Below are 12,510 nucleotides of genomic sequence, written 5' to 3' on the forward strand. Positions count from 1 at the left end.
TAGATGAAACTTCAATTAGCATTGGACAGGCTATCCCGTGAAGAGTGTTTAGACATTTTAGGAGAGACATATGATTCCATCGACTGGATTGAGATTGGAACTGGTGTTATCAAAGAATACGGAATGTCAATTGTAACGGAAATTAGAGAGTCCTTTCCTGAATCAATCATTGTAACAGATATGAAAACATGTGATGCGGGCAAATTTGAAGCTGCTCAGGCTTTTGAAGCTGGGGCCGATATTACGACTGTCATGGCTTTCGCAGCAGATCAAACGATTTCCGATATGTTAGACGTAGCCTTAGAGCATAAAGGCAGAGTAATGGTTGATTTACTGGGCGTTACTAATAAATTGCGCATCAATCAGCTCCAAAACCTTGGAGTCGATCTCATTAGCCTACATTTTGGTAAAGATATGCAGAAAAAAGGAAATATCACCGGTGATCTCTTTGAACTTGTAAGCGAATCCTCAGGTATAGAAATTGCTGTAGCAGGTGGAATCAACCTTGATTCTCTGTCATCAATTCTTTCTTACGCTCCCGATACTTTAATCGTTGGGGGAGGCATTACGAAGCAGGATAACCGTAAACAAGCGGCTGCACAAATTAAGGAGGCGATCAAGGAATATGAAAAAAGTCATTCACACTGTAGTTAATGAAGTTAATCAGGTGTTATCAGAAGTGAACGAAGATCAAGCGAAGCAGCTTTCAACTCATATAGAAGAAGCTAAAAGAATTTTTGTGACTGGTGAGGGACGTTCTGGACTAGTGGGAAAAGCATTTGCTATGCGATTAATGCATGGTGGATATGAGGTATATGTTACAGGGGAAACGGTTACTCCGAATATCGAAACTGGCGATTTGTTAATCGCTATCTCTGGATCAGGTTCAACTCAGTCTATATGTTTTTATGCGGAAAAAGCAAAAGAAATAGGAGCATGTATTTCAGCGGTTACAACGAATGGCAGCTCTAGGCTTGCTGGAATAAGTGATCATTTGTTAGTCGTTCCTGCAGCAACTAAAAAGAGATTACCAGAAGAGCCTAGTACGATTCAGCCGCTTGGAAACCAATTTGATCAATCGCTGCACCTCCTCCTAGACGCTATTATCATCTACACAATTAATCAATCAAAGCAAACGGATAACGAAAGAATGACTTCCAAACACGCAAATATGGAATAGAGGTGTACTAAATGGCTAACCTGCTAAAAGTACAGGAGGCAAAAATTATTCCTGTCATCCGTAAAGCAAATCAAAAAAATATCTTACCAATTGCTCAAGCTTTATATGAGGGTGGTATTAAAGCAATCGAGATTACAGCTGAAACACCAGAGGTTGAAACGTTGATTTAGAAAGTTAGAGATAGTTTTGATGGGTTATTAATAGGTGCAGGAACTGTGCTCGATGGTGAAACAGCCAGAGCAGTTATTATGGCAGGGGCCCATTTTATTGTTTCTCCTACGGTGAATCTAAATACAGTTAAAGTGGCGAAAAGATATGGAGTCCCATGCATTATAGGTGCCTTGACCCCAACGGAAATGGTGACAGCTTATGAATCAGGCGCTGATATGGTAAAAGTTTTTCCGGCGGACACAATGGGCGCTCGTTATATAAAAAATATTCTCGGTCCTCTACCTCAAATTGAAATAATGGCAACTGGTGGAATTGATAAGGAAAATATGCTTGATTATTTCCAAGCTGGAGCTAAGGTTGTTGGGATTGGAGGCCAACTTGTTCAATTTGATCATCTAACGTCAGAAGACGATTTCAATAGTTTAAAAGAATTGGCAAGTCAATATGTTGAAAAGCTAAGAGGAGCAAATCATACTTCATTATTTGAAAGCGGATTCAGAAAATAAAGGGGGAGATTTTATGAAATATGTATCTACATTATTGTTCGTTATGATTTTATCTCTAGGTTTTTTGACGGGTTGCGGTAACAATGAAAATGCTGGAGCAAACGAAAATGGCAAGATTAAAATCATTGCAGCACATAACCAAACTTCGCCTGAAAATCCTTACCAATATGGGATGAAGGAATTTAAAAAAGTAGCTGAAGAAAATGGAGACGGCAATATTGAAGTAGAAGTACATGCGGGAACTCTGGGCACAAGTGAATCAGAACTTGTGGAAAAGCTTAAGCTTGGCGGCGCTGATGTTGTTCTTGTGTCTCCAGGTTTTATGTCGAAAACAGGTATTAAAGAAATTGATCTATTCGCTATGCCTTACGTATTTGATAGTTATGACCATTGGGAGAAAGCAGTTGAGGGAGAAGTTGGCGATCAAATTGCTGAAACGATTAATGAGAAGTCTGATAATACATTCAAAGTTTTGGGCTATTGGACAGCTGGAGTTCGTCATTACTATGGGAAAGAGCCATTGAATTCCATAAAGGATATTGAGGGGATGAAATTCCGGACGCAAACTTCTGGTGCTATTGCAGAGTATTGGGAAGAAACTGGAGCCGTACCAACATCGGTAGCATGGGGAGAGTTATATCAAGCGTTACAACAAGGTGTCGTTGATGCCTCTGAGAACGCTTATCCATACTTCGTTCAACAAAATCACCATAAAACTGAAAATGGAAAGTACATCACAGAAACAGCGCATGACTACACGACTCGCTTATTACTCATTAATGGAAAGAAATTTGATTCTTATACAGATGAGCAAAAAGATGCCGTATTAAAAGCAGCTGAAGCTTCAGTAAAGAAAGAGATTGAGGTCCTTCACAAGCAAGAAGAAGAGTACAAACAAAAAGCTATTGATGAAGGGGCAGAAGTAAATGACATTGATCGTAAACCGTTCATTGAATTAGCGAAGCCTATTCAAGACAAAACAGCAGAAGAAATTGGTGCGACGGATCTTTTGAAAAAAATTCGTGATTTGAAATAAGTAAAGAGTGAAGCGAGGGTATAGTCGGTACCTTCGCTCTTATTCTAATCATTAGCCTTACGCTTGTAGAAAGGGGAAGTTAGCCGTGCTCGTTAAGCTGCTTGAGAAAATTCAATTAACTGTTGGTGTCTTGTTTCTAGTTGTCTTTTTTATCACGATCATTATCCAGGTTATTACGCGGTATATGGGGGTTTCAGCTATTTGGACGGAAGAAGTTGCGACTTATTCCTTTATTTGGGCCGTGTTTATGGGGGCATCCGTCATGCTCAATCGAAGAGAGCATTTTAAATTTGATCTTCTATTGAATAAGTTAACTGGCAAAAGTAAGAACAGCCTATATCTCATTAATGATCTTATTCTTCTAGTATTTAGTACAGGTTTATTTTATTTAGGAATAGAAGCTGTGCAAAACTTCTGGAACTATACCTGGGTTTCTATCCCGGAATTAAAAATGGGGTATGTATGGATTTCAATTCCGATTATGGGTGGAACGATGATGATATATACGTTTGCTCACATTTTACGTAACGTAAGAAGCTTCTCTAAGAAGGAGGTAACCGAATGATTGGTATTCTGTTAGTTGGTCTCTTTATTATCCTGATGTTTCTTGGTATTCCTATTGCGTTCGTAATCGGAATTGTAGCCCTGCTAGGAATTATGAACGTACCTTATATTCCTGAAGTAACAGTACCAGTTAAAATGCTGAACGGTCTCGATTCGTTTGTTTTATTAGCCGTTCCTCTTTTCATACTAGCAGCTAACTTGATGAATAGCGGCCAAATCTCCCAAAAGTTAATAGACTTAGCACTAGCAATTGTCGGGCACATCCGTGGTGGATTAGCACACGCCAATATTCTCGTATCTATGCTCTTTGCAGGGGTTTCAGGCGCAGCTCAAGCTGACACGGCCGGGGTTGGTAAAATCCTAATTCCTAATATGAAAAAACAAGGATATGACACTGAAACAGCTGTTGGTATTACAGCGGCCTCTTCTACAATCGGTGTTATCATTCCCCCAAGTATCCCGATGATCATTTTTGCGGGGCTAACAAATGTATCAGTTGGCGCTTTGTTCTTAGTAGGAATTATCCCTGGTATCCTCGTAGGACTCGGTATGATGATCCTTGTTTATATTCTTGCTAGGAAGAGAGGATATCCCACATATCAGAAAGCTTCAATGAAAAATTTCTTGAAACAGTTTGTTGGCACAATTCCTGCACTAATGACACCCGTGATTCTGATTGGTGGGATTATCACCGGAATTTTCACAGCGACTGAAGCAGCGGCATTTGCTTCACTTTATACAGTCATCATTGGCCTTTTTTATTACAAGACATTAAAAATAAAAGATTTCCCTAAGATTTTAGTGGATACGTTAACACTTAGTTCATTATCCTTATTCGCCTTAGCCGCAGCAAATGCTTTAGGAGAATTGATGAGTTACTACCAATTATCATCATGGGCGGAACAATTTTTCGCAAATAACATCGATAGTAAATGGGTTTTTCTATTAATTATCATTGCATTCTTCCTCTTTGTAGGAACGTTCATGGATGCTATACCAGCAATGATTTTATTTATCCCAGTGATCTTGCCAGTTGCGATCGGCTTTGAGATTGATCCCATTCTATTAGGTATCGTTACAATCATGACGTTAGCTGTGGGTCTAGTGACGCCCCCATATGGTTTATGTTTACTCTTAGCTGCGAAAATTGGAAAATTACCAGTTGAACGTTCACTAGGTGCCGTTATGCCATATATAGCTATAGTACTCGTAGTACTGCTAGTAGTTGCATTTGTACCGGATGTTGCTTTTTACTTACCAAAGGTGATTAATTCTAATTTGTTTTAATTATAGAATTTATATAGAACGGTTTTGCTTTGTTAGCTTTCACTTTATTATTTTATTTATAACCCTTATATCACGCTAAAAGTCGAGTGAATCAATATTTTATTTGAAGGTGTCAAACCTATAGAAATCAACAAGTTTTATTAGCATAGAATAGGTAAAAAGACAGTAAGAATGCGAGGTGACTAATTACACCGCGCATTCTTTTTTAGGAAATCAGTTGAAATTTTCAGATTTTTGTTTTATTCTTTAAAGTGAAAATACGAAAAATTGTATATTGAGGTGAGGATATGGAAGGCAAATGGGAGAAATTATACAGCAAGAATGGACTGGCAGCTAGGAGAATTGCAGCTAATCTAATAGCGATCGAGCCAGGAAGCCGTATTCCTCGCGTAAGTGATTTTGTTACAGAAACATCACTTGGAAGGGGGACAATTCAGGGAGCGTTACGTCTACTCGAAGAAATAGGAGCTATTGTTCTTGAAGCAAGAGGACACCTTGGTACGTTTCTTGTTAGAACGGATCGAGAGCTACTTTGGGATATTGCAGGACTTGGTTCTGTGATGGGGGCAATGCCTTTACCATATTCGCGAAAATATGAAGGCCTTGCTACTGGTTTAGTTCAGGTGCTTGAAATGATGAAAATACCTTTTAATTTGGCTTTCATGAGAGGCTCATCGAATAGAATAGAGGCATTGAAAGCTGGAAGATATGATTTTGTGATTGTTTCAAGGCATGCGGCTGAGCTTGCTGTTCGGAATGACGCTCGTATCGAAATGGCAAAAACATTTGGAAATAACTCATATGTTTCCGGACATGAAATCTTTTTTTCAGACTCTAAAACAGAGCAGATTCAAAACGGCATGCGGGTAGGTATTGATTATTCTTCAGCTGATCAGCATCTTCTAACGGAGTATGAAATAGAAGGTATTGATGTTCAGCTAATTGAAGTGAACTACATGCAGATGATGGAGATGCTTAAGAACAATGAAATTGATGCAGCAGTTTGGAATAAGGATGAGATTATTCATTCTGAAGGAATGGGCAAAGGATCGTTTCGTTCGATAAAAGCTCAGGAATTAAGTCGGAAGGTGAATGAAGCAACTATGGTCTTAAATAGGGAGAGGATAGAACTTAGAGATGCACTACTCGACCTGTCAGTATTTAACGTCAAGGAGCTACAAGTTCGAGTAGAAAAGGGGGAAATTTATCCTCGATATTAGGCGGGATTTCATTTTGAATCCCTATGATTTTAATATACTAAATCCTGTATATTGGAGGTTGGTTTTTATGACAACGATTAAGGAACGACTAGATATTCTGAAAGCTGGCGATGTGATTAGTGAGGAAGCATCAACTATCGCTGAGGAAGCGGTGCAAAGATTAAGTGTCCATACGCAAAGGCCGCTTCCTCAAAATAAAGTAGAAATGCTTGTTACTCATCTTGCATCAGCCTTAACGCGTATGTCCCGCGGTGAATCAGTCGATGGCCCACCGGAAGAGCTTTTTTCAGAAATTGAGAAATCTGAGCAAATTGATCTAGCGAATAGAGAGATTAATTGGCTTAAATCCAATTGGGGTGATGAAATTCCAAAATCTGAGATCGCTTTTTTAAAAATGCACTATGTATCTATTTTTAAAGATATGAAATAGGAGGAGATTTTTCATGAAAATTGTTATTGGTGGACAGGTAGATAAAAAGGAAGTCGAAGCCCTAGTGAAGGAACATGGACCAAATGGAGTGGAAACTTCTATTAAATCAGATGTAGAAGCGGCAATGGCAGTGAAAACAGGTCAGGCAGAATACTATGTTGGAGCGTGTCACACTGGTGGTGGAGGTGCGTTAGCGATGGCGATTGCTATTATTGGAAAACCAAGCTGTGAAACTGTTTCAATGCCAGGAAGAAAACCGAGTGAAGAGAAAATTCAACAGGCTGTTAAGGAAGGAAAGAAAGCATTTGGTTTTACTGCTGATCATATGGAAACAGTCGTTCCAATGATTATGAGAGCAATTAAAGCACTTTAATTTAGAAGGGGGTTCGTCAAATGGAAATGGTTCTCGTCATCTTGATCGGGGCTATGGCAGCTGTTCTTGCAAATTTAAATTTAGCTGTGTTTAATGACGGCTTACGACCAATTGTACCTGAAAATACTGAAGGGCGAATGGGACGTAAAGAGCTTGGTTTAACTGCCTTTGCTATGAGTTTTGGACTTGTAGTTGGTTTTGGGATTCCTTTTACCATTACTGCGAGTATTATCCTTATCCATAGCATTCTGCTTGGAACAGATATCATTGGATTAATTACCCCGCGAAATAAATGGGGTACGCCTGTTGCGGCAATTGTTGGTGGCGCATATGGTGCAGGTTTGTTAGTTGGACTAGAAGGATTTGTCACCTTATTTGAAAAACTACCATTGAATTTCTTAGATGCGATGGGGGAAGTGGGATCCCCAGTTGTTGTCACCTTTATGGCATTTCCAGCTCTAGCAGTGGCATTGCAATTCAGTGTTAAAAAAGGTGTGCTAACATTTGTCACTTCAGCTATCATTCGACAGTTAGCTGTATGGTTAAATGAAAGCGGTGCCATGGCTTTTGGTGATACGACGGTTACGTTAAATCAAGAAGGAATGGCTCTCATTACTGGAATGATTTTCTTAATTACATATGCTGTGCGCCAAAAACCTGAAGGAGAAGGTAGCAGTATTGATCTTGCTTCGGTTTTTAGCGAGAGAGTGAATCGCATTAAAAAGCATGTAATTTATTTCATGATTATGGGGGGGCTGATTGCTGCGGCTACGAACCTTCTGATTATGGCTGGAGATCCGATATCATTAAATTTAATCGCAGACGGAAAAGTAACAGATGCTGCCATCGCTGCTGGAGCCCGAGCGCTGGGATTCATTCCACTTGTTGCTAGTACGGCGATTGCAACAGGTGTGTATAGTCCAGTTGGGTTTACAATCATTTTCGTTGTAGGGTTGCTTGTTCCTAATGTATGGGTTGCGGCTATCCTTGGTATTATTACTGTTTTTCTTGAGGTTATGTTATTGAGTAAGATTGCACGTTTCCTTGACAAATATCCTGGAGTTCGACAATCAGGAGAAAATATTCGTACAGCGATGAGTCGAATTTTAGAAGTGGCTCTTTTAATTGGTGGTGCAAACGCAGCTAATGCTATTGCTCCAGGGCTTGGATTTTTTATCATTGCAGGGTTCTATTTGTTAAATGAGATTGCGGGCCGTCCAATTGTGCGAATGGCAGTAGGACCGATTGGCGCAATAGCAGTTGGTATCTTGGCGAATGTTCTTGTCGTACTTGGCCTCATGCAAATACCACAGTAGAAGGAGGAGATAAGATGATACAAACGGTTAGAGGACCAATTGCTCCTACTGAGCTCGGGATTTGTTCCGCTCATGAACATCTTTGTATTGATTTATCACGAATTAAAAATGATCCTGACACTATTCTTGACGATATAGGCGGAATGGAAGAAGAACTTCGCTATTTTAAAGCTTCAGGTGGGCAGGCGATGATAGAAGTTACGAATGACGGAATGGGTCGAAATGCAAGTCTCCTTAGAAAGTTAAGCGAAACGACAGGAGTGCATTTGATCGCAAGTACCGGTTTTTACAAAGACCCATTCCTTCCAAACCAAGCGACTGAGTGGAATCGCGATCAGTTTGCACAATACATGATTGATGAAATAAAGAATGGAATTGAAGGAACAGACGTATATCCTGGCGTTATTGGAGAAATAGGGAGCAGTCACTATGAAATCAAGCCTATTGAAGAAGAGCTCTTAACTGGTGCGGGAATCGCAGCAATGGAAACGGGGCTTCCGCTCACCACACATACAACGCTCGGAACGATGGGAGTCGAGCAAGTTGAACTTTATTCTGCCCTTGGATTGCCAATGAACCAATTGATTGTGGGGCATCAAGACCTTAATCAAGATGATGAACGAGTACTTTCTGTTGTGGAAGCAGGGGCATTTGTAGGATTTGATACGATTGGAAAAATTAATTATCGACCTGATGAAGAGCGAATTCATACAATTTGTCGTCTATTTGAAAGAGGATATGGTGCGCAGATTTTATTATCAGCTGATTTAACTAGAAAGTCACATTGGCATAAGCACGGAGGTATTGGATATGACTATGTTCTCAATGAATTTGTTCCTCGTTTAAAAGTAGCAGGCTTGTCTGATGAGGATATCAGAATGATGTTAATCGATAATCCTGCTCATGCTTTCAGTCGAAAGGGGATTGCATAACATTGAAACACCAGGAATCTGTTATACCTCAGATGTCACTTGCAGAAGCAACAAATAAACAATTTGAAATTGTGGATTATATCACAAAGGAATTTAAAGACAATGAAATGTTCCATGATGGCGATCGCGGTGTGCATCCGATCTATAAACGACCTAGAACAACTGCGAAAGTTGAGAACGTTCTTGCTAGTATTTTTGGAGGTGATCAGGCAGTACTTGTACGAGGATCGGGTACCGGTGCAATTCGATCTCTCTTAAGTGCCCTCCTTGAACCGGGAGAATCTATGATTATTCACACTGCACCTATTTATATGACGACTAAAGAAACGATCCGAATGCTTGGGTTAGGAACGGAAGAAGTGAATTTCAATGATTTAGATGCTATTAAACAAAGTCTTCCTCATTCAGAAGCAAAGGTTTTCTATATCCAACATGCAAGGCAGCAACCAATCGACACTTATCGTCTTAAAGAAGTGATTAAGTTAGTTAAGACGATCAACCCTGAAATGATTGTAGTTGTTGATGATAATTATTGTGCATTGAAAATGCATGGAATTGGTGTAGAGGCTGGCGCTGATTATTCCACTTTTTCCGGATTTAAGCTACTTGGACCTGAAGGAATTGGAGTAGTGATAGGGAAGAGCGCCATTAAAACAATTCAACAGCGAAATTATTCTGGAGGCAGTCAAGTTCAGGGACCAGAAGCGATGGAGTTACTTCGATCCCTACCTTTTGCACCTGTCTCATTAGCTATTCAGAGTCAGCAAGTTGAAGTTCTATGTGACTTGTTAAATAAAGGTGAAGTGTATGGAGTAAAAGAGGCATATATTACAAACTCTCAATCAAAGAATGTCATTGTTGAACTGAAAGAGCCAGTTGCCCGTGAAGTAATCGAGCGAAGTAAGGCCTTTGGAGCAGCAACATATCCAATTGGAGCAGAATCACGTTTTGAACTTGTTCCAATGATTTATCGAGTTTCTGGTAGTTTCCTTGAAAGTACACCCGCATTACTTGAATATGGTTTACGGATTAACCCTATGAAGGCTGGAGCAGAGACTGTTATTCGTATTCTTCGAGAATCATTGCGAGGAGAGTAAGTATACATCAAGACATAATCTATACGCTGTTGTTTAGGAGGCTACTACATTGTTTCTTTCACTTACAAAGAAGAGAAATCCAGAACTCATTAAAGCGGGAGTAAAACTTCACCAATCTGGGCTTATTCCTCCCAATACGTATGTTCTCGACCTTGACACAATAGCCCACAATGTCAGAAGAATGGCGCAAGCTGCTAAAGAGAATGATTTCACATTGTATTTTATGAGTAAGCAGCTTGGTCGTATAGGCGATCTCGGGAATTGGATTGCGGAACATGGAATTGAAAAAGCTGTTGCCGTTGAATTTGAAGAAGCTTACCGACTATATCATTCCGGTGTCAGTATTGGTAACGTGGGTCATCTTGTCCAACCTGGGAAACATCAGTGGGATGAGGTTCTTAGTTTCGATCCAGAAGTTGTGACGGTTTTTTCGATTGAGCGAGCAAGACAAGTATCAGATGCAGCTATGAAACTGGGAAAAAAACAGGAGATCATTCTGCGAGTAATCAATTCATCAGACACTATTTATCCTGGACAGTGGGGAGGATTTCAGGTAGAGGAGCTTCAAGGTTTTATTCCAGAGCTAAAGCAGCTGAAAGGAATCGAAGTAATCGGCGTTACTTCATTTCCGTTATTACTAATGGACAAAGAACGTAAGGAGCTATTGTTTACAGAAAACCTGAAAACAATTCTTTCGGCAAAAGCAATACTTGAAGCATCAGGATTTCATATTCGTCAAGTAAATGGTCCAAGTGCAACAAGTACAGAAACGATTCCAATGCTAAAAAAAGCCGGGGTTACACATGGGGAACCTGGACATGCTCTAACAGGGACTACCCCACTTCATGCGGTTCGAACTCTTCCTGAGGATCCTGCTATTATCTATGTATCTGAAGTCTCTCATGAAGACGAGGAGAATTTTTATGTGATTGGAGGAGGGTTTTATGAAAGGGGAAATATGACAGGCGCTTACGTCGGAAGATCCCCTGAACGTATTTTTGATACATTTTTAAAAGGCAAGCCTCTAAATTCCGAGTACATTGATTACTATGGAAGACTTGAACATGACTCAAGAGTATCTATCGGTGATACAGCAATATATGCTTTTCGGACGCAAGTGTTTGTAACAAGGGCAAATGTTGCCCTTGTTCGTGGGTTACATGATGGTGTTCCAGAAATTGTACATTTTGAAAGGAGAGGTTAACGATGGGACGTATCGTTGTGCTCGTTCTCGATAGTTTTGGGATTGGAGCAATGGATGACTGTGCAGATTTTGAACCAGGGGACTGCATAGCAAATACGTACGAGCATATTCGAAAAAAAGTACCGATAGCCATTCCCACCATGTATTCGCTTGGACTTAATCAACTTGTAGATGAAACCGGAACACCAAAAGGAGCTTACGGAAAAGCACGACTCGCACACTACGGAGCTGATACTTATATGGGACACCAAGAGATTGTAGGAAGTCTTCCGAAACGTCCCGCCAAACGATTGATGAAAGACGTTCATAAGAATATAGCTACGAGTCTACTAAGGGAAAATTTCAAAGTAACTTATCCTTTTAAAGATTTGCCAATATTGTTAATTGACGATGCAATCATTGTTGCAGATAACATTGAATCAACCCCTGGAAATATTATTAATGTTACGGCAGACCTGACAAAGGTTTCGTTTGAGTATGCGCTTAAAGTAGGAAGCGTTGTAAGGAAAGTCGTTGATACAAGTCGAGTTATTACATTAGGCGGTCCTCATACTTCGGTCGCGCGACTTCTATCAGTAGTAAAAAAAGGGGAAGCGGGACAGTGGGGAATTGATAGCCCTAAAGCAGGCTTGTATGGACAAGACTATCAAGTTCGTCACCTGGGATATGGTGTAAACGTACAAAGACAATTCCAGACCCTAGCTGAATCTAAAATTCCAGTTTATCGAATTGGGAAAACGGCAGATGTACTCGAAGGAAAGCATTTGGCTTATTCTATTGTGAATACAGCGGAGGTGCTTCAACAACTAAAAGAAGCATTTAGTAAAGAAAAGCATGGGGCTTTTCTAGTAAATGTACAAGAAACGGACCTTGCTGGTCATGCAGAAGATACGAATTGGTACGCATCACTTCTTGAAGAAGTAGATGATTGGCTGGAGAATTTTATTCCTCTACTTAAAGAAGATGATATTTTAATAGTAACGGCCGATCATGGGAATGACCCTACGATCGGACACTCAAAACATACAAGAGAGTATACTCCTCTTATGGTTACTGGTCCTAAAGTGAAGCCAGTATCGATTGGGACAAGAAATACTATGGCAGATATAGGGGCAACCTTGAGTGATTATTTTCGTATTGAATCCACTGAAGCAGGTACTAGCTTTCTTAATCAAATCCTCAAAAACTAAGGAG

The 12,510-nt window shown here is 40.0% G+C and carries 13 protein-coding genes and 1 pseudogene; all 14 read left to right on the top strand.

From position 1 onward, the window contains the following. Window positions 1-3 precede the first annotated feature (3 nt). The 14 genes and pseudogenes from hxlA (at window position 4) to IQ283_RS02725 (ending at window position 12,506) form a co-directional block, all read left to right on the top strand. Window positions 4-654 carry a 3-hexulose-6-phosphate synthase gene (gene hxlA / locus IQ283_RS02660; protein WP_194218609.1) on the top strand — a complete coding sequence of 217 codons (651 nt, stop codon included), beginning with the start codon at window positions 4-6 and terminating at the stop codon, window positions 652-654. Beyond that, window positions 626-1,180, top strand: a complete 555-nt coding sequence (gene hxlB / locus IQ283_RS02665) for a 6-phospho-3-hexuloisomerase (protein ID WP_194218610.1) — start codon at window positions 626-628, stop codon at window positions 1,178-1,180. Before hxlA ends, hxlB begins: the two co-directional genes overlap by 29 nt. A gap of 11 nt (window positions 1,181-1,191) precedes the next feature. Next, a pseudogene (locus tag IQ283_RS02670) lies at window positions 1,192-1,857 on the top strand (bifunctional 4-hydroxy-2-oxoglutarate aldolase/2-dehydro-3-deoxy-phosphogluconate aldolase). Between the two features lie 13 nt (window positions 1,858-1,870). Next, window positions 1,871-2,893 (top strand): TRAP transporter substrate-binding protein, encoded by a 1,023-nt coding sequence (locus IQ283_RS02675; protein ID WP_194218611.1) that lies wholly within the window; start codon window positions 1,871-1,873, stop codon window positions 2,891-2,893. 85 nt (window positions 2,894-2,978) lie between these two features. Further along, a complete protein-coding gene (locus IQ283_RS02680) occupies window positions 2,979-3,458 on the top strand; it encodes a TRAP transporter small permease (protein WP_194218612.1) in 480 nt (159 codons plus the stop codon). Continuing rightward, window positions 3,455-4,744 carry a TRAP transporter large permease gene (locus IQ283_RS02685; RefSeq protein WP_194218613.1) on the top strand — a complete coding sequence of 430 codons (1,290 nt, stop codon included), beginning with the start codon at window positions 3,455-3,457 and terminating at the stop codon, window positions 4,742-4,744. Before IQ283_RS02680 ends, IQ283_RS02685 begins: the two co-directional genes overlap by 4 nt. Window positions 4,745-5,031: 287 nt before the next feature. Then, entirely contained in the window at window positions 5,032-5,964 is a 933-nt protein-coding gene (gene yhfZ, locus IQ283_RS02690; RefSeq protein ID WP_194218614.1) for a GntR family transcriptional regulator YhfZ, read from the top strand. Window positions 5,965-6,031: 67 nt separating this feature from the next. Next, complete coding sequence (locus IQ283_RS02695) at window positions 6,032-6,394, top strand: PRD domain-containing protein (RefSeq protein WP_194218615.1); 363 nt, start codon at window positions 6,032-6,034, stop codon at window positions 6,392-6,394. Window positions 6,395-6,407: 13 nt separating this feature from the next. Then, complete coding sequence (locus tag IQ283_RS02700) at window positions 6,408-6,767, top strand: DUF2620 domain-containing protein (RefSeq protein WP_194218616.1); 360 nt, start codon at window positions 6,408-6,410, stop codon at window positions 6,765-6,767. Window positions 6,768-6,787: 20 nt separating this feature from the next. Further along, the gene (locus IQ283_RS02705; protein WP_194218617.1) at window positions 6,788-8,083 is read left to right on the top strand and encodes a YhfT family protein; all 1,296 of its coding nucleotides are present in this window, start codon (window positions 6,788-6,790) and stop codon (window positions 8,081-8,083) included. Window positions 8,084-8,097: 14 nt separating this feature from the next. Beyond that, complete coding sequence (locus IQ283_RS02710; protein ID WP_194218618.1) at window positions 8,098-9,015, top strand: phosphotriesterase family protein; 918 nt, start codon at window positions 8,098-8,100, stop codon at window positions 9,013-9,015. Between the two features lie 2 nt (window positions 9,016-9,017). Next, window positions 9,018-10,112 (top strand): aminotransferase class V-fold PLP-dependent enzyme, encoded by a 1,095-nt coding sequence (locus IQ283_RS02715; protein WP_242057222.1) that lies wholly within the window; start codon window positions 9,018-9,020, stop codon window positions 10,110-10,112. 49 nt (window positions 10,113-10,161) lie between these two features. Continuing rightward, complete coding sequence (locus tag IQ283_RS02720) at window positions 10,162-11,316, top strand: YhfX family PLP-dependent enzyme (RefSeq protein WP_194218619.1); 1,155 nt, start codon at window positions 10,162-10,164, stop codon at window positions 11,314-11,316. 2 nt (window positions 11,317-11,318) lie between these two features. Then, complete coding sequence (locus tag IQ283_RS02725) at window positions 11,319-12,506, top strand: phosphopentomutase (RefSeq protein ID WP_194218620.1); 1,188 nt, start codon at window positions 11,319-11,321, stop codon at window positions 12,504-12,506. The last annotated feature ends 4 nt before the right edge of the window (window positions 12,507-12,510 follow it).

Source organism: Pseudalkalibacillus hwajinpoensis, from assembly GCF_015234585.1.
GTDB lineage: Bacteria > Bacillota > Bacilli > Bacillales > Guptibacillaceae > Guptibacillus > Guptibacillus hwajinpoensis_B.